Raw genomic sequence first — 16583 nt, 5'->3', positions numbered from 1 at the left:
GGGTGGATGGCCGCAGCCATCCACCACCACCTGGCACTTAGGCGTCCAGCAGCTCGGCGGCGGTTTCCAGGATGTTGTCGACGGTGAAGCCGAACTCCTCGAACAGCGCCGGCGCCGGGGCGGACTCACCGAAGGTGGTCATGCCGATGATGCGCCCTTCCAGGCCCACGTACTTGTACCAGAAGTCCACATGCGCGGCCTCGATGGCAATGCGCGCGCCCACCTGCAGCGGCAGTACGGCCTGCTTGTAGGCAGCGTCCTGCTGGTCAAACACGCTGGTCGACGGCATGGACACCACGCGTACCTTTTTGCCCTGCGCGCTCAGTTTGTCGTAGGCCTGTACGGCCAGGCCGACTTCCGAACCGGTGGCGATCAGGATCAGTTCCGGCTCGCCGGCGCAGTCTTTCAGCACATAGGCACCGCGGGCCACATCGGCCAGCTGCTGGGCGTCACGGGCCTGGTGCGGCAGGTTCTGACGGCTGAAGATCAGTGCGGACGGGCCGTCGGCGCGCTCGATGGCGTACTTCCAGGCCACTGCGGATTCCACCGCATCGGCCGGGCGCCAGGTGTCCAGGTTCGGCGTGCCACGCAGGCTGGCCAGCTGCTCGATCGGCTGGTGGGTCGGGCCGTCTTCGCCAAGGCCGATGGAATCGTGGGTGAACACGAACAGCACGCGCTGCTTCATCAGCGCGGCCATGCGCACGGCGTTACGGGCGTATTCCATGAAGATCAGGAAGGTCGCGCCGTACGGGATGAAACCACCGTGCAGGGCGATGCCGTTCATGATCGCGCTCATGCCGAACTCGCGTACGCCGTAGAACAGGTAGTTGCCGGAAGCGTCAGCCGCTTCGACACCCTTGCAGCCTTTCCACAGGGTCAGGTTGGAACCGGCCAGGTCGGCGGAACCGCCGAGGAATTCCGGCAGCAGCGGGCCGAAGGCGTTCAGCGCGTTCTGGCTGGCCTTGCGGCTGGCGATGGTCTCGCCCTTGGCGGCGACTTCGGCAACGTAGGCAGCGGACTTCTCGGCGAAGTCGGCCGGCAGCTCGCCCGCCAGGCGACGCTTGAGCTCGGCAGCCAGTTCCGGATGGGCGGCGGCGTAGGCGGCGAACTTGTCGTTCCAGGCGGCTTCACGGGCAGCACCGGCTTCCTTGGCGTCCCACTCGGCGTAGATTTCCGAAGGAATCTCGAACGGGCCGTGGTTCCAGCCCAGCGCGGCGCGGGTCAGGGCGATTTCATCGTTGCCCAGCGCGGCGCCGTGGCACTCTTCCTTGCCCTGCTTGTTCGGCGAACCGAAGCCGATGATGGTCTTGCAGCAGATCAGGGTCGGACGGTCGCTGGATTTGCGTGCGGTCTCGATGGCGGTCTTGATCTCGTCGGCGTCATGGCCGTCGACATTGCGGATCACCTGCCAGCCGTAGGACTCGAAGCGCGCCGGGGTGTCGTCAGTGAACCAGCCGTGGACTTCGCCGTCGATGGAGATGCCGTTGTCGTCGTAGAAAGCGATCAGCTTGCCCAGGCCCAGGGTACCGGCCAGCGAGCAGACTTCATGGCTGATGCCTTCCATCATGCAGCCGTCGCCGAGGAAGGCGTAAGTGTAGTGGTTGACCACGTCGTGGCCCGGGCGGTTGAACTGCGCGCCCAGCACTTTTTCGGCGATGGCGAAGCCGACGGCGTTGGCGATGCCCTGGCCCAGCGGGCCGGTGGTGGTCTCGACGCCCGGGGTGTAGCCGTATTCCGGGTGGCCCGGGGTGCGGCTGTGCAGCTGGCGGAACTGCTTGAGGTCGTCGATGCCCAGGTCGTAGCCGGTCAGGTGCAGCAGCGAATAGATCAGCATCGAGCCGTGGCCGTTGGACAGCACGAAGCGGTCGCGGTCGGCCCAGTTCGGGTTGCTCGGGTTGTGCTGCAGATAGTCGCGCCACAGCACTTCGGCGATGTCCGCCATGCCCATGGGGGCACCCGGGTGGCCGCTGTTGGCTTTCTGCACGGCATCCATGCTGAGGGCACGAATGGCATTGGCACGCTCACGACGGCTGGGCATCGCTAAATCTCCTGGGAAGGACTGTTGCTAAATGAAAGAGGCGGAAAAAGGCGCGCATTTTCGCCCAGCCAGGCGCTGCGGGGCAATGAAAGATCGACGAAAGCCGCCCGGCAGCGCCTGTACAGGGCATTGCGGCCGGCTCACCGGGCAATATCAAAAAGTTTTGATATTGCTGTTGCTGACTGAAAAGTGACCGACTAGACTGCGGCCCTTATGAATATGCGCGTGCCCCAGCTCCGTTTCGAGCCTGCCGACGAGCTCGCCGCCCTGTGCAAGGCCGGCGGCGACCCGCTGCGCCTGAACGTGCTGCGCGCGCTGGCCAACGACTCGTTTGGCGTACTGGAGCTGGCGCAGATCTTCGCCATCGGCCAGTCGGGTATGAGCCACCACCTCAAGGTGCTGGCCCAGGCCGGCCTGGTGGCCACCCGCCGCGAAGGCAATGCGGTGTTCTACCGCCGCGCCCTGCCACACAGCGAGCTGCTCGGCGGCACCCTGCATGGTGCGCTGCTGGCGGAAGTCGACGAACTGCAGCTGCCGGAGGACGTGCAGGCGCGCATCGCCGCCGTGCATGCCCAGCGCGCCGCCGCCAGCCGCGACTTCTTCGCCAAGACGGCGGACAAGTTCCAGGCCCAGCAGGATCTGATCGCCGGCCTGCCGCAGTACCGCGACAGCGTGCTGGCCCTGCTCGATGCCCTGGGCTTCAGCGCTGGCGCCACGGCCCTGGAAGTCGGCCCCGGCGATGGCGGTTTCCTGCCCGAGCTGGCCCGGCGTTTCGGCAAGGTGGTGGCGCTGGATAACAGCACGGCGATGCTCGAACTGGCCCGCCAGCGCTGTAATAAAGAACAACTGGGCAACGTCGAGCTGCAGCTCGCCGATGCCCTGAATGATGAGATCGATGCCGCCGACTGCGTGGTGGTGAACATGGTGCTGCACCATTTCGCTGCCCCGGCCGAGGCGCTCAAGCAGCTGGCGCGCCTGGTCAGACCGACCGGCAGCCTGCTGATTACCGAGTTGTGCAGCCATGACCAGAGTTGGGCCAGGACGGCCTGCGGCGATCTCTGGCTCGGCTTCGAACAGGAAGATCTGGCCCGCTGGGCCGATGCCGCGGGGCTCACGCCCGGCGAGAGCCTCTATGTGGGCCTCAAGAACGGCTTTCAGATTCAGGTACGGCACTTCGCCAAGCCGGATGCGAAGCAAACCCAGGAATGAATAGGATTTTGAAATGAGCGAATACTCCCTGTTTACCTCCGAATCCGTGTCCGAAGGCCACCCGGACAAGATCGCCGACCAGATTTCCGATGCCGTCCTCGACGCCATCATTGCCCAGGACAAACACGCCCGCGTGGCCGTGGAAACCCTGGTCAAGACCGGCGTCGCCATCGTCGCCGGCGAAGTCACCACCAGCGCCTGGGTCGACCTCGAGCAGATCGTCCGTGACGTGATCTGCGACATCGGCTACACCAGCTCCGACGTCGGCTTCGACGGCGCCACCTGCGGCGTGATGAACATCATTGGCAAGCAGTCCCCGGACATCAACCAGGGTGTCGACCGCGCCAAGCCGGAAGACCAGGGTGCCGGTGACCAGGGCCTGATGTTCGGCTACGCCAGCAACGAGACCGACGTGCTGATGCCGGCACCGATCCGCTTCTCCCACGCCCTGGTCGAGCGCCAGGCCGAAGCGCGCAAGTCCGGTCTGCTGACCTGGCTGCGCCCGGACGCCAAGTCCCAGGTCACCTGCCAGTACGAGAACGGCAAAGTGATCGGCATCGACGCCGTGGTGCTGTCCACCCAGCACAACCCGGAAGTGTCGCTGGCCGACCTGCGTGAAGGCGTGATGGAGCTGATCATCAAGCACGCCCTGCCAGCCGAGCTGCTGCACAAGGACACCCAGTTCCACATCAACCCGACCGGCAACTTCGTAATCGGCGGCCCGGTGGGCGACTGCGGCCTGACCGGCCGCAAGATCATCGTCGACTCCTACGGCGGCATGGCCCGTCACGGCGGCGGCGCCTTCTCCGGCAAGGATCCATCCAAGGTCGACCGTTCGGCTGCCTACGCCGGCCGTTATGTCGCCAAGAACATCGTGGCCGCCGGCCTGGCCGACCGCTGCGAGATCCAGGTGTCCTACGCCATCGGCGTGGCCCAGCCGACCTCCATCTCGATCAACACCTTCGGCACCCACAAGATCGCCGAAGACAAGATCATCAAGCTGGTGCGTGAAGTGTTCGACCTGCGTCCGTACGCCATCACCAAGATGCTCGACCTGCTGCACCCGATGTACCAGGAAACCGCAGCCTACGGCCACTTCGGCCGCACTCCGCAGCAGAAGACTGTCGGCAACGACACCTTCAGCACCTTCACCTGGGAGAAGACCGACAAGGTCGCCGACCTGCGCGCCGCTGCCGGCCTGTAAGGTTTCCCAGCCATGCAAAAAGCCCCGCCTAGTGCGGGGCTTTTTGTTGGCGGAGATTGGCTCACGCGGGCTTCACCCAGCTTACGCACTGGCATGCGAATACTGGGCTTAGGTGGCAGCTCGTCCGAGCAAACAACATGTAATGGGCATGTTAGCGGGCTAGTAGCAGGGCGGGTGAAAGCCGCGACCGGGTCATGCGGGTTGCTCCCGCCCTACGCACTCAGAGATTGAAGGAGAAACCCAGGCCGCTGTCGGCGAAGCGCAATGCGCCGGCGAAATACATCAGCGCCGTGCCCGCCGCCATAGTCAGCAGCGGCGCGCGGATGGGCGGCTCGTACAGCGAGAAGATGCCCTGGGCCAGGGGTGGGAAAATGAAGTTCAGTACCACGCACAGCATGGACACCTGAATCCCCCGGGCCACCGACCAGATCCAGCCGCCGAGCAGCACAAAGAAACCGATAGTCGCCATAGATACCTCCTTGTTGAGCAGACTCCCTGCATGGCGGCGCAATGCTATCAGCCACCACGCCACAGGGCGACTAGGCTATTGCCACCCTTATCGAGCAAGGATGCTCATATGCCACGCTGGATCGCGTTATACCTTCTTCCGTTCGCCCTCGATTCCTTTGCCGCCCCCTGCCCCGCCTGGCCGCCCGAACGGGCCCAGCGCGAGCTGACGACGCTCAGCGCGCAGATCGCCGAATGGGATGCGGCCTACCACCGCCAGGGCCAGTCGCCGATCAGCGACGAGCTGTACGACCAGGCCCGTCAACGTCTGGACGACTGGCAGGCCTGCTTCCCTGCCCAGGCCTCCGCTCCCGCCAATCCACTGCAAGGTACGGCTGGCGAGGTACGCCTGCCGGTGGCGCAGACCGGGCTGAACAAGCTGCGCGACGAGGCCGCCGTGCAGCAGTGGCTGCAGCCACGCCACGAGCTGTGGATCCAGCCCAAGGTGGATGGCGTGGCGGTGACCCTGGTCTACCGCGACGGCGTCCTGCAGCAGGCCCTCAGCCGTGGCGACGGCCGCTTCGGCCAGGACTGGACGAGCCAGGCACGCCTGATCGCCGCCATTCCGCAGCAGCTGGCCGAGCCCGGCGAGCTACTCCTGCAGGGTGAGCTGTACTGGCGCCTGCCCGGCCATGTGCAGGCCCGCGATGGCGGCGCCGGGGCGCGCGGCAAAGTGGCCGGCGCCCTGGCACGCCACAGCCTGGATAGCCGGACGGCGGCGCAGATCGGCCTGTTCGTCTGGGACTGGCCGAACGGCCCGGAGAGCATGGCCGAACGCCTGGCCGGCCTACGCCGCCTGGGCTTCGTCGACAGCGTGGAGGCCACCCAGCCGATCACCGACCTGGCCGCCGCCCGCCACTGGCGCGAGCACTGGTACCGCAGCGCCCTACCCTTTGCCAGCGACGGTGTGGTGCTGCGCCAGGGCAGGCGCCCGGCCGGCAGCAGCTGGGCTGCCGAACCGCCGCAATGGGCGGCAGCGTGGAAATACCCGGTGGCCCAGGCGCTGACGGAGGTGCGCGCGGTACAGTTCAACATCGGCCGCAGCGGGCGCATCACCCCGGTGCTGCAACTGCAGCCGGTGCAGCTGGATGGGCGCAGCATCCAGCGCGTCAGCCTCGGCTCGCTGCAGCGCTGGCAGGCTCTCGATGCGCGCCCCGGCGACCAGGTGGCCATCGCCCTGGCCGGGCTGACCATCGCCCGCCTGGATAGCGTGGTCTGGCGCAGCACCGAACGGGCAGCGGTACAGGCGCCGCGCGCCGCCGACTATGACGCGCTGAGCTGCTGGCACCCGGATGCCGGTTGCGCCAGCCAGTTCCGCGCGCGCCTGGTGTGGCTCGGCGGCAAGCAGGGTTTGCAGCTGTCCGGCGTTGGTGCCGGCACCTGGGACAAGCTGCAGGCGGCCGGCAAACTGAATGGCCTGCTCGACTGGCTAACGCTGAAGCCGCAGGAACTGGCCACCACTCCCGGCTTCGCCGCGCGCAGCGCCAACACCCTGCAGCAGAGCTTTGCCGGCGCACGCCAGCGGCCATTCGGCCAATGGCTCAAGGCCCTGGGCCTGCCGCCCAGCGGTGCGGCGCCGCTGGACGGCGACTGGGACAGCCTGGCCGCCCGGGATGCGCAGCAGTGGGATAGCTTCAATGGCATCGGCGCGCAGCGCGCCCAACAACTGGTGGCGTTTTTCCACCACCCGGAAGTGCTGGCGCTACGCCGGCAGCTGCAAGCCGCCGGCGTGGCCGGCTTTTAGGTCAGTAGACGCGAAATTCCTTGTGGCAGCCTTCGCAGCCGTCTTCCACGCGCTGCACCAGCGGCGCCAGGGTTTCCGCCTTCAGTGGCGGCTGGGCAGTGGCCGCCGCCAGGGCGCCAGTGGCCTGCTCCAGCTCGTGGGCCAGCTGCTGGAAGCGCTCCTGGCGCTGCCACACTTCGGCACGCGCATCGCTGTCGCCACCCTCCTCGCGCTGCTGCGGAAAGTGCTGCCAGGGCTGCTGCGCCAGTTCATCGAGGTGCTTGGCGCCGGCGGCAAACTGCTCACCATTGAAGGGGATTCGCCCGCGCAGCATGCCGCCCAACTCTTCGCTGGATTTCAGCATCTGCTTGAAAATCGCCTGGCGCTTGCCCAGCGGCGAATTGGGATCGACCCGGTCGCAGCCGGCAATCAGGGTGCAGGCCAGCAGGGCCAGGAGCAGTTTGGACTTCATCATCGGCAGCCGGTTGGGGCGGAGGGGCGACAGTATTACCAGTCTGCGCCCGCCCGCCAAGCGCTAGGCTGTCGCAGGCTCGTCGCGGAAACGGTCGCGGCTGTAGGTGATCTCGGTCTTGCCATGGGGCGCCGGCAGACCATCCGCCCCCAGGTTGACGAAGACCATGCGGTCGATGGTCAGGATGCTCTTGCGGGTGATCTTGTTGCGCACCTCACAGCGCAGGGTGATCGAGCTCTTGCCGAACGTGGTGGCGGTGATACCCAGCTCGATGATGTCGCCCTGGCGCGCCGAGCTGACGAAGTTGATCTCGGAGATCAGCTTGGTCACTACCGTCTGGCTGCCCAGCTGGACGATCGCGTAGATCGCCGCCTCCTCGTCGATCCATTTCAGCAGGCTGCCGCCGAACAAGGTGCCGTTGGGGTTGAGGTCTTCGGGCTTGACCCATTTGCGTGTGTGGAAATTCATCACCACTCCTGTCTGCCTGGTCAGTTTCGAGAGACAGGATGAAGCACCCCGGCGCTACTGTCGCGCCAAGGATTTCAATCGCCGCGATAGCCAGCCTCAGGTACGGAAATGCCCAAGCCGCTCGTTGAGCCGGCGCACCTCGGCCTGGATTTCCGAGCTGGCCTCCACCACCCGGTCGGTGTCGCCATGGCTGCGCTCGGCCAGGCCGGAGATATGCACGATGCGCTGGTCGATTTCCGCCGCCACCTGGCTCTGCTCCTCGGCGGCGGTGGCGATCTGCGCGTTCATCGCGCTGATGCTGTCCACCGCACCGACTATGTGCTCCAGCACCGTCGTGGCCTCGCCGATATGGGTCTGGTTCTCGCGCGCCATGCCGGCACTCTGGCGTACGGCCAGCACCGCCTGGCGCGCGCCGTCCTGCAGGCGCTGGATGATCGCCTGGATCTCGCCGGTGGACTGCTGGGTACGACTGGCCAGGGTGCGCACCTCGTCGGCGACCACCGCGAAGCCGCGCCCGGCCTCGCCAGCCCGCGCCGCCTCGATGGCGGCATTGAGCGCGAGCAGGTTGGTCTGCTGGGCAATGCTGGTGATCACCTCCAGCACCTGGCCAACGCCGGCAGTCTCCGCCTCCAGCCGCTCGATCTGCTGGCCGCTGCGCTGCAGCTGGCCGGTCAGCGCCTCGATCAGCTCGGCGCTGCGGCGTACCGCCTGCTGCCCGGTGCGCGCATGGCCGTCGGCGCCACGCGCCGAGTCGGCCGCGCCCACCGCATGGCGGGCCACCTCGGCCACGGTGGCGCTCATCTCGTTCATCGCCGTGGCCACCTGATCCAGATCCTCATGCTGCTGGCGCACATCCGCGCCCGCCGCTCCCGCCGCGCTGGCGGCCTGATCGACATGCCAACCGGTGCGCTCACCGCTGTCCTTGACCTGCGCCAGCAGCGTGCGCACCTGCTCCTGCATGCGGTTGTAGCCGGCGAAGATGCGGCCGATCTCGTTATCCTGCTGGCCGCCCTGCAGCCCGCTGGTGAAGTCACCGCCGCCGACCCGGGTCAGCGCCACCTCAACGGCGCGCAGATCGCGCATCAGTGGGCTGAGGCCGAACTGGCGGCCCAGCACCACCAGCACCAGGATGCCCAGCACACAGGCGAAGGCCAGCCACATCTGCCGCCGCTGCGAGCTTTCCACATGGCTGGCCAGCAGGCCGACCGCCTTGTTCATTTCCTTCAGCAGGGTCACCGAGGCCGCCTCCAGGCCCTGCAGGTCGACATCCTGAGCACCGCCGGCGACCTGCTCCAGGCGCGGGCGGAAATCCGCCCACAGGCGCCCGACCGCAGCCATCTGCGCCTGCACCTCGGGCACCTGGATGGCGCTGATATTGCGCGCGCGGTTACCCGCCAGCAGATCGCGGTGAGCCTGGTCGAACTGGGCGATGGTGGCGTCGAGCGCGCTACGGGGAATGGCGCCCTGGTGCAGCAGCAGGGCCTCCTTGGTCATCTTCTGGCTGAGCATGCGCTGGGCGCCGGCCACGTTGATGGTCTCCGGCGACACCGACATGCTCAGGTACAGCGCCACCGAGGCAACGACGGCCAGCAGGAACATCAGCGCATAGGAAAACAGGAACTGCTGATTCAGGGTACGCAAACCGATCGAGCACAGCAGGCGATCGAAGAGTTGGGTGGGAGACATGGCGCCCTCCGGACTGGTAGCTGCGGCAACCCTGCCGCAGAGAAACACTAGTCCGCCCACTGCGGCCGGGAGAGCCGCCGGCCGCGCCATCCGACCAAGGGCTGCGCCCCGCCGCAGGGCAGGCGCCAGCCCACTTGCGGTGCTCGCGCCACAGCCCGGAGCACGCCGCTGCCATGGCGCCGCGCCGCCCTGCCCGGCCAGGCTCTACGACCATGGCTGCCTGCAAGCAGCCGGCCGCGGCCGGGCGCACCGTCACAGTGCCTTGCCGCGATTGCGCCAGCGGCAAGCACCGGCCGAGCCGTGTCAACGCAACTCCCGCGACCGCCGACGGAAAGCCTTGGGCTGGCGCCTCGGCCTGGCTATAATCGCCGGGCTTCACGCGGCCGGCACAGCTCCGGTCGCTCCCGCCACCTGTCCGAGGGGCGCTGCAGCAGACTGAAAGACCTGTTTCGAATCAGGCTTCCAGCTGTCAGGCTCGGATGGGGCGTTAACCATACGCATCAACGGCGCCCATTCGCAGACAACGAATGGAGTGCTATTGCATGGCTTTCAACGATTTCAAAGTCGCCGACATTTCCCTGGCCGATTGGGGCCGCAAAGAGCTGATCATCGCCGAGTCGGAAATGCCGGCACTGATGGGCCTGCGTCGCAAGTACGCCGGTGAGCAACCGCTGAAAGGCGCCAAGATCATCGGCTGCATCCACATGACCATCCAGACCGGCGTACTGATCGAGACCCTGATCGCGCTGGGCGCCGAAGTGCGCTGGTCGTCCTGCAACATCTTCTCCACCCAGGATCAGGCCGCTGCCGCCATCGCCGCCGCCGGCATCCCGGTGTTCGCCTGGAAAGGTGAGACCGAAGAAGAGTACGAGTGGTGCATCGAGCAGACCATCCTGAAAGACGGTCAGCCGTGGGACGCCAACATGATCCTGGACGACGGCGGCGACCTGACCCAGATCATCCACGAGCGCTACCCGGCCATGCTGGACAAGATCCACGGCATCACCGAAGAGACCACCACCGGTGTGCACCGCCTGCTCGACATGCTCAAGGCCGGCACCCTGAAAGTCCCGGCGATCAACGTCAACGACTCGGTGACCAAGAGCAAGAACGACAACAAGTACGGCTGCCGTCACAGCCTCAACGACGCCATCAAGCGCGGCGTCGACCACCTGCTGTCCGGCAAGCAGGCCCTGGTGATCGGCTACGGCGACGTGGGCAAGGGTTCGGCCCAGTCCCTGCGTCAGGAAGGCATGATCGTGAAGGTTTCCGAGATCGACCCGATCTGCGCCATGCAGGCCTGCATGGACGGCTTCGAAGTCGCCTCGCCGTACCTGAACGGCCTCAACGATGGCACCGAAGCCAGCATCGACAAGGCCCTGCTGGGCAAGATCGACCTGATCGTCACCACTACCGGTAACGTCAACGTCTGCGACGCCAACATGCTCAAGGCCCTGAAGAAGCGCGCCGTGGTGTGCAACATCGGTCACTTCGACAACGAGATCGACACTGCATTCATGCGCAAAACCTGGGCCTGGGAAGAGGTCAAACCGCAGGTGCACAAGATCCACCGCACCGGCGCTGGTACCTTCGACCCGCGCAACGAGGACTACCTGATCCTGCTGGCCGAAGGCCGCCTGGTCAACCTGGGCAACGCCACCGGCCACCCGAGCCGGATCATGGACGGTTCCTTTGCCAACCAGGTACTGGCGCAGATCTTCCTGTACGAGCAGAAGTTCGCCAACCTGTCCGCCGAGAAGAAAGCCGCCCGCCTGACCGTGGAAGTGCTGCCGAAGAAACTCGACGAAGAAGTGGCCCTGGAAATGGTCAAGGGCTTCGGTGGCGTGGTCACCCAGCTGACCAGCAAGCAGGCCGAGTACATCGGCGTGACCGTGGAAGGCCCGTTCAAGCCGGACGCCTACCGCTACTAATCGCCGCTGCAAGCCACAGGCTGCAGGTGCCCGCGCACCTGCAGCCTGCTGCTAAAGGGAATCCCCATGTCTCAAGAACGCCGTTACAGCTTCGAGTTCTTCCCGACGAAGACCGAAGCCGGGCATGAAAAACTGCTGAACGTCGCCCGTCAGCTGGCGACCTACAACCCCGATTTCTTCTCCTGCACCTACGGTGCCGGTGGCTCCACTCGCGACCGCACGCTGAACACCGTGCTGCAGCTGGATGGCGAAGTGGGCGTGCAGACCGCGCCGCACCTGTCCTGCGTCGGCGACAGCAAGGACGAGCTGCGCAGCCTGCTCAGCCAGTACAAGAACTCCGGCATCAAGCGCATCGTCGCCCTGCGCGGCGACCTGCCGTCGGGCATGGGCATGGCCAGCGGCGAGCTGCGCTACGCCAACGAGCTGGTGGAGTTCATCCGCGCGGAAACCGGCGATCACTTCCATATCGAAGTCGCCGCCTACCCGGAAGTGCATCCGCAGGCGCGCAATTTCGAGGACGACCTGGCCAACTTCGTGCGCAAGGCCAAGGCCGGCGCCGACAGCGCCATCACCCAGTACTTCTTCAGCGCCGACTGCTACTTCTACTTCGTCGAGCGCGTGCGCAAGCTGGGCGTGGATCTACCGATCGTGCCGGGCATCATGCCGATCACCAACTACAGCAAGCTGGCGCGCTTCTCCGACGCCTGCGGCGCCGAGATCCCGCGCTGGATCCGCAAGCAGCTGGAAGCCTATGGCGACGACCTGCAAAGCATCCAGGCATACGGCGAGCAGGTGGTGACCGAGATGTGCGAACGCCTGCTGCAGGGCGGCGCACCGGGTCTGCACTTCTATACGCTGAACCAGGCCGAGCCGAGCCTGGCCATCTGGAACAATCTCAAACTGCCGCGTTGAGACTTGTGCAGATTCGAACGAGCCGGGCATGCCCGGCTTTTTCTTGCCCGCACGCAACTCCTGCCGCGTGAATGATCGCCATTCAACTGGCGAATATTCGACCAACTGCTGACTTCCCTGATGCGGGCCAACCTCGTATTCTGGCCATATGCCAGTATTCCAGCGCCAGATAATTGCCGCCCTTTTGTTATGCAGCCTTGCCCTCGCGGCACGGGCGGAACCGCTACGCATCGTCACCGAGGCCTGGGCGCCTTACGTCTATGAAGAGAACGGCCAGCCGGCCGGGCTGGACTACGAGATCACCCGCGAAGTGCTGCGCCGCCTGAACGTCGAGGCGCAGTGGCAGTTCATGCCGTGGAAGCGCTGCCTGCTGGAACTCCAGCAGGGCCAGGCCGACGCCATCCTCGACATTTTCCGCATCCCCGAACGCGAGTCGCAGATGCTGTTCGTCGAGGAGCCGCTGTCGGACGTGCAGTTCGTGCTGTTCTTCGCCCGCAACCGACCCTATCCCTATCGCCAGCTGGACGACCTGCGCGACCTGCTGATCGGTACCTCCCCCGGCTACTGGTACAACAACACGAAGTTCCGCAACTCCAGGCTGTTCAGCCGCGAGGAAGCGCCCAGCCACGAGGCCAATTTCGGCAAGCTGCTGCGCAATCGCGTCGACCTGGTGGTCAACGACCGCCGTGCCGGCCTGTTCCTCGCCAGCCAGCTCGGCCTCGACCAGCAGCTCGGCTACAACCCCACGCCATTGGGCAGCGACCGCCTGTACCTGGCCCTGCGCCGCGACCCGCGCCTGCAGGCCCTGGCCGATGATTTCGCCCGCGAGCTGCAGCGTTTCAAACGGGAAGACAGCTACGCCCGCCTGCAGGCCCGTTACGCCAACCCGGACAACCATGTGGCCTCGACCGCCCGCTGAGCCAGCCGACGGGCAGGTAGCTGCGCAGCCCTGTTGCTCTGTTATACTCGGGGCTCCCGCCAGGCTTACGCCCGGATGCTCGGCAACCCATCGCCCAGCAGGACCGGACGGGATCGCGCCCTATGAGAGCGATTCAAGCCAGGCAATTTCCCCATCGGGCCTTCGCCCTATACAGACAGGATGACTCATGTCCTTTGTTTCCCTCGGTCTCTCCGAGGCTCTAGCCAGTGCCGTAGAAGCTGCCGGCTACACCCAGCCCACTCCGGTGCAACAGCGGGCCATCCCCGCCGTGTTGCAAGGTCGCGACCTGATGGTCGCCGCCCAGACGGGTACTGGTAAAACCGGCGGTTTCGCCCTCCCGGTTCTCGAACGCCTGTTCCCCGGCGGCCATCCAGACAAGTCGCACCGCCACGGCCCACGTCAGCCGCGGGTGCTGGTTCTGACCCCGACCCGTGAGCTGGCTGCGCAAGTACACGACAGCTTCAAGGTCTATGCCCGCGACCTGCCCCTGGTCAGCGCCTGCATCTTCGGCGGCGTCGGCATGAACCCGCAGGTACAGGCCCTGGCCAAAGGTGTCGACGTACTGGTCGCCTGCCCCGGCCGCCTGCTCGACCTGGCCGGCCAGAAGGCCGTCGACCTGGCCCACGTGGAAATCCTGGTGCTCGACGAAGCCGACCGCATGCTCGACATGGGCTTCATCCACGACGTCAAGAAGGTGCTGGCCAAGCTCCCCGCACAGCGGCAGAACCTGCTGTTCTCGGCAACCTTCTCCAAGGACATCACCGATCTCGCCGGCAAGTTGCTGCACAACCCGGAGCGCATCGAAGTCACTCCGCCGAACACCACGGTAGAGCGCATCGAGCAGCGCGTATTCCGCCTGCCGGCCAGCCACAAGCGTGCCCTGCTCGCCCACCTGGTGACCCAGGGTGCCTGGGAGCAGGTGCTGGTGTTCACCCGCACCAAGCACGGCGCCAACCGCCTGGCCGAGTACCTCGACAAGCACGGTCTGAGCGCTGCCGCGATCCACGGCAACAAGAGCCAGAACGCGCGCACCAAGGCCCTGGCCGACTTCAAGGCCAACCAGGTACGCATCCTGGTCGCCACCGATATCGCCGCCCGCGGCCTGGATATCGACCAGCTGCCGCACGTGGTCAACTTCGAACTACCCAACGTCGAGGAAGACTACGTGCACCGCATCGGCCGTACCGGCCGTGCCGGCCGTAGCGGCGAGGCGATCTCGCTGGTAGCGCCGGACGAAGAGAAGCTGCTCAAGGGCATCGAGCGCCTGACCAAGCAGAAGATCGCCGATGGCGACACCCTGGGCTTCGACCCGGCCAGCGTCGAAGCGGAAAAGCCGGAAGTGCGCGGCCCGCGTCCGGAGCGCCAGCCGCGCGCCGACCGCCCGCAACGCGAGCGCAACAATGCCGAAGCCGGTGGCGGCGAAGGCAAACCCAAGCGTTCGCGCAACCGCCGCGGCAAGGGTAAAGGTGAAGGCCAGCCCCAGGGCAACGGCGAACAACAGCAACAGCAGCCGCGCCAGCCGCGTGAACCGCGCGAGCAGCGTGCCGCCCGCCCGCAGCCTCAGGCTCTGCCGCCGGAGCGTGACCCGGAAGAGTTCCTCGACGACGAGTTCGACAACTTCGGCAACCGTGCCGACTACGTCAGCCCCAACCCGCCGAAGGCACCCGGACGCAACCAGCGTCGTGGCGGCCAAGGCCAGGGTCAGAGCGGTCAAGGCCGTAGTGGCGGCGCTGGCCAAGGCGCCCGTCAGGGTAGCGGTGGCGGCCAGGGCGGTCAGAAAGGCCGCAATGGTGGCGGCGGTGGTCAGCGTCAGGGCGGTCAAGGCCGCAGCGGCGGTGGCCAGGGTCGCGGCAATGGCGGCGGCCGGCGCGACGACTCGCGCAGCGAGCGCCAGGAGCCAGCCGTGCAGGACTCGCGGGCCAGCAAGCAGCCGCTGATCATCCGCAAGGGTGAGCGCCTGCCGACGGCCGAGCAGCTGGATAGCCTGTCCAACTCCCGCCCGCGTGGCGAGAAGCCGGCGCTGCTGACCCGCAAGCAGGACTGAGGCGTTTCCCCCGCCCATGAAAAAGCCGGCTCAGCGCCGGCTTTTTCATGTCTGCGAAAAACCCTTCGGCTTATTCGCGCACGCCTTCCAGGGAGATGATCAGCTCCACTTCCTGGGACGCCGGGCCGAGATCCTTCTGGATGTCGAAGTCCTTCAGCTTCAGCTTGGTGCTGCCCTCGAAGCCGGCACGGTAGCCGCCCCACGGGTCGCTGCCTTCGCCGATGAACTTGGCGGCGATCACCACCGGCTTGGTCACGCCGTTGAGGGTCAGGTTGCCGGTGATGTCGGCGGTGCCGGTACCGGTGGACTTGACTGCGGTGGAGACGAAGGTCGCGGTCGGGTGCTTGGCCACGTTGAGGAAATCGCCGCTGCGCAGGTGCTTGTCGCGCTCGGCATGGTTGGAGTCAACGCTGGCGGTGTTGATGGTGACATTGACCTTGCTCGCCTCCGGCGCCGCGGCATCGAAGCTGAAGCCGCCATCGAAGTCCTTGAAGCTGCCGTAGATGAAGCTGTAGCCCAGGTGGCTGATCTTGAAGGTGATGAAGGCGTGCTGGCCCTGTTTGTCGATGGCGTAGTCGGTAGCCATGGCCTGGCCAGCGAACAGGGCCGCGCCCAGGGTCAGGGCCGCGAGGGTTTTCTTGAGCATGTGCAATCTCCTTGTGGGTTACTTGCCGGAACGACCGAACATGCGCACCAGGGTGGCGTCACGGTCGATGAAATGGTGTTTGAGGGCGGCCAGCGCATGCAGGCCGGCGAAGATCACCAGGCCCCAGGCCAGGTATTTGTGGATCAGGCCAGCGACGTCGGCCTGGTCGGGAATGCTGGTCAGGGTCGCCGGTACCTCGAACAGGCCGAACACGGCGATGCCGCGGGCATCGGCGGTGGAAATCAGGTAGCCGGAAATCATCAGGGCGAACAGGCCGAGATAGAGCAGGCCGTGGCCGGCCTTGGAAGCCAGGCGGGTGAGCGCGCCGTGGTTGGCCGGGGCGCCCGGTGGCGGGCTGAGGAAGCGCCACAGCAGGCGCGCCAGCATCAGCATGAACAGGACAATGCCGATGCTCTTGTGCAGGTCAGGGGCAGTGCGATACCAGCTGCTGTAGTAGTCCAGCCCGCGCATCCACAGGCCGAGGCCGAACAGGCCGAACACCGCCAGGGCGGCGACCCAGTGCAGCAGGATGCTGACCAGGCCGTAACGGGAGCTAGAGTTGCGCCACTGCATTGCGAGACTTCCGTAAAAATCGATGGGCCAAGCCTAGCGGCAAACGCATCGATTTAAAGCGGAAAATTTCGCTTCGAAATATCGAGTAAACAGATAGCTTTGCGGGATGCCGCCCGGCTCAGCTTAGTCCGGGCAGACCTGCGCCGGTTCCGCGCCAGGCGCCTGGACGGCGCTTTGCGCGGGATGAGCGGCCACTCGCAGGGCGGGTGAACCCGCGTGAGCGCTGCGCG

15 protein-coding genes and 1 riboswitch are annotated in these 16583 nt (G+C 66.1%); of the genes, 8 read left to right on the top strand and 7 right to left on the bottom strand.

The annotated features are described in order from the left end of the window. Positions 1 to 37: 37 nt before the first annotated feature. Positions 38 to 2038, bottom strand: a complete 2001-nt coding sequence (gene tkt, locus A9179_RS01560; protein ID WP_187804107.1) for a transketolase — start codon at positions 2036 to 2038, stop codon at positions 38 to 40. 31 nt (positions 2039 to 2069) lie between these two features. Between tkt and A9179_RS01555 the strand changes: the two genes are divergently transcribed. Genes A9179_RS01555 through metK form a run of 3 tightly spaced genes read left to right on the top strand, consistent with a single transcriptional unit; the run spans position 2070 to position 4451 of the window. After that, complete coding sequence (locus A9179_RS01555; protein ID WP_187804106.1) at positions 2070 to 2231, top strand: hypothetical protein; 162 nt, start codon at positions 2070 to 2072, stop codon at positions 2229 to 2231. A 20-nt stretch (positions 2232 to 2251) separates the two neighbouring features. Further along, positions 2252 to 3247: an ArsR/SmtB family transcription factor gene (locus A9179_RS01550; RefSeq protein ID WP_187804105.1), complete on the top strand. Its 996-nt coding sequence runs from the start codon at positions 2252 to 2254 to the stop codon at positions 3245 to 3247. Between the two features lie 13 nt (positions 3248 to 3260). Next, positions 3261 to 4451 carry a methionine adenosyltransferase gene (gene metK, locus A9179_RS01545; protein WP_187804104.1) on the top strand — a complete coding sequence of 397 codons (1191 nt, stop codon included), beginning with the start codon at positions 3261 to 3263 and terminating at the stop codon, positions 4449 to 4451. 220 nt (positions 4452 to 4671) lie between these two features. Here the strand turns inward: metK and A9179_RS01540 are convergent, their stop codons facing one another. Then, complete coding sequence (locus A9179_RS01540) at positions 4672 to 4920, bottom strand: hypothetical protein (RefSeq protein WP_187804103.1); 249 nt, start codon at positions 4918 to 4920, stop codon at positions 4672 to 4674. 108 nt (positions 4921 to 5028) lie between these two features. Between A9179_RS01540 and ligB the strand changes: the two genes are divergently transcribed. Then, entirely contained in the window at positions 5029 to 6702 is a 1674-nt protein-coding gene (gene ligB, locus A9179_RS01535; RefSeq protein WP_187804102.1) for an NAD-dependent DNA ligase LigB, read from the top strand. A gap of 1 nt (position 6703) precedes the next feature. Here the strand turns inward: ligB and A9179_RS01530 are convergent, their stop codons facing one another. The 3 genes from A9179_RS01530 to A9179_RS01520 form a co-directional block, all read right to left on the bottom strand. Continuing rightward, entirely contained in the window at positions 6704 to 7156 is a 453-nt protein-coding gene (locus A9179_RS01530) for a c-type cytochrome (protein WP_187804101.1), read from the bottom strand. 60 nt (positions 7157 to 7216) lie between these two features. Beyond that, entirely contained in the window at positions 7217 to 7621 is a 405-nt protein-coding gene (locus tag A9179_RS01525; RefSeq protein WP_187804100.1) for an acyl-CoA thioesterase, read from the bottom strand. A 96-nt stretch (positions 7622 to 7717) separates the two neighbouring features. Beyond that, the gene (locus A9179_RS01520; RefSeq protein WP_187804099.1) at positions 7718 to 9307 is read right to left on the bottom strand and encodes a methyl-accepting chemotaxis protein; all 1590 of its coding nucleotides are present in this window, start codon (positions 9305 to 9307) and stop codon (positions 7718 to 7720) included. Between the two features lie 411 nt (positions 9308 to 9718). After that, positions 9719 to 9826, top strand: a riboswitch (S-adenosyl-L-homocysteine riboswitch). A gap of 23 nt (positions 9827 to 9849) precedes the next feature. Here A9179_RS01520 and ahcY point away from each other — a divergent pair. From ahcY to A9179_RS01500, 4 genes are all read left to right on the top strand, one after another. Further along, on the top strand, positions 9850 to 11238 hold the full coding sequence (gene ahcY, locus A9179_RS01515) for an adenosylhomocysteinase (RefSeq protein WP_262410501.1): 1389 nt from the start codon (positions 9850 to 9852) through the stop codon (positions 11236 to 11238). 66 nt (positions 11239 to 11304) lie between these two features. Beyond that, positions 11305 to 12150 (top strand): methylenetetrahydrofolate reductase [NAD(P)H], encoded by an 846-nt coding sequence (gene metF / locus A9179_RS01510; protein ID WP_187804097.1) that lies wholly within the window; start codon positions 11305 to 11307, stop codon positions 12148 to 12150. Between the two features lie 148 nt (positions 12151 to 12298). Next, positions 12299 to 13069, top strand: coding sequence for a substrate-binding periplasmic protein (locus A9179_RS01505; RefSeq protein ID WP_187804096.1), 771 nt, complete (start codon positions 12299 to 12301; stop codon positions 13067 to 13069). A gap of 187 nt (positions 13070 to 13256) precedes the next feature. Continuing rightward, complete coding sequence (locus tag A9179_RS01500) at positions 13257 to 15134, top strand: DEAD/DEAH box helicase (protein WP_187804095.1); 1878 nt, start codon at positions 13257 to 13259, stop codon at positions 15132 to 15134. A 70-nt stretch (positions 15135 to 15204) separates the two neighbouring features. Here A9179_RS01500 and A9179_RS01495 read toward each other — a convergent pair whose 3' ends face one another. Together A9179_RS01495 and A9179_RS01490 are read right to left on the bottom strand one after the other, a co-directional pair. Then, on the bottom strand, positions 15205 to 15780 hold the full coding sequence (locus A9179_RS01495) for a YceI family protein (protein ID WP_187804094.1): 576 nt from the start codon (positions 15778 to 15780) through the stop codon (positions 15205 to 15207). 18 nt (positions 15781 to 15798) lie between these two features. Further along, positions 15799 to 16353 carry a cytochrome b gene (locus tag A9179_RS01490; RefSeq protein WP_187804093.1) on the bottom strand — a complete coding sequence of 185 codons (555 nt, stop codon included), beginning with the start codon at positions 16351 to 16353 and terminating at the stop codon, positions 15799 to 15801. Positions 16354 to 16583: the final 230 nt, after the last annotated feature.

This window comes from Pseudomonas alcaligenes, assembly GCF_014490745.1.
In the GTDB taxonomy this organism is placed as follows: domain Bacteria; phylum Pseudomonadota; class Gammaproteobacteria; order Pseudomonadales; family Pseudomonadaceae; genus Aquipseudomonas; species Aquipseudomonas alcaligenes_C.
The sequence above is the reverse complement of the archived record's forward strand: the minus strand, read 5'-3'. Positions and strand labels throughout refer to the sequence as shown.

Excerpts from the sequence above, each read along its gene's own strand:
- tkt (WP_187804107.1), bottom strand. The coding sequence starts at position 2,038 with ATGCCCAGCCGTCGTGAGCGTGCCAATGCCATTCGTGCCCTCAGCATG.
- A9179_RS01555 (WP_187804106.1), top strand. The coding sequence starts at position 2,070 with ATGAAAGAGGCGGAAAAAGGCGCGCATTTTCGCCCAGCCAGGCGCTGC.
- A9179_RS01550 (WP_187804105.1), top strand. The coding sequence starts at position 2,252 with ATGAATATGCGCGTGCCCCAGCTCCGTTTCGAGCCTGCCGACGAGCTC.
- metK (WP_187804104.1), top strand. The coding sequence starts at position 3,261 with ATGAGCGAATACTCCCTGTTTACCTCCGAATCCGTGTCCGAAGGCCAC.
- A9179_RS01540 (WP_187804103.1), bottom strand. The coding sequence starts at position 4,920 with ATGGCGACTATCGGTTTCTTTGTGCTGCTCGGCGGCTGGATCTGGTCG.
- ligB (WP_187804102.1), top strand. The coding sequence starts at position 5,029 with ATGCCACGCTGGATCGCGTTATACCTTCTTCCGTTCGCCCTCGATTCC.
- A9179_RS01530 (WP_187804101.1), bottom strand. The coding sequence starts at position 7,156 with ATGATGAAGTCCAAACTGCTCCTGGCCCTGCTGGCCTGCACCCTGATT.
- A9179_RS01525 (WP_187804100.1), bottom strand. The coding sequence starts at position 7,621 with ATGAATTTCCACACACGCAAATGGGTCAAGCCCGAAGACCTCAACCCC.
- A9179_RS01520 (WP_187804099.1), bottom strand. The coding sequence starts at position 9,307 with ATGTCTCCCACCCAACTCTTCGATCGCCTGCTGTGCTCGATCGGTTTG.
- ahcY (WP_262410501.1), top strand. The coding sequence starts at position 9,850 with ATGGCTTTCAACGATTTCAAAGTCGCCGACATTTCCCTGGCCGATTGG.
- metF (WP_187804097.1), top strand. The coding sequence starts at position 11,305 with ATGTCTCAAGAACGCCGTTACAGCTTCGAGTTCTTCCCGACGAAGACC.
- A9179_RS01505 (WP_187804096.1), top strand. The coding sequence starts at position 12,299 with ATGCCAGTATTCCAGCGCCAGATAATTGCCGCCCTTTTGTTATGCAGC.
- A9179_RS01500 (WP_187804095.1), top strand. The coding sequence starts at position 13,257 with ATGTCCTTTGTTTCCCTCGGTCTCTCCGAGGCTCTAGCCAGTGCCGTA.
- A9179_RS01495 (WP_187804094.1), bottom strand. The coding sequence starts at position 15,780 with ATGCTCAAGAAAACCCTCGCGGCCCTGACCCTGGGCGCGGCCCTGTTC.
- A9179_RS01490 (WP_187804093.1), bottom strand. The coding sequence starts at position 16,353 with ATGCAGTGGCGCAACTCTAGCTCCCGTTACGGCCTGGTCAGCATCCTG.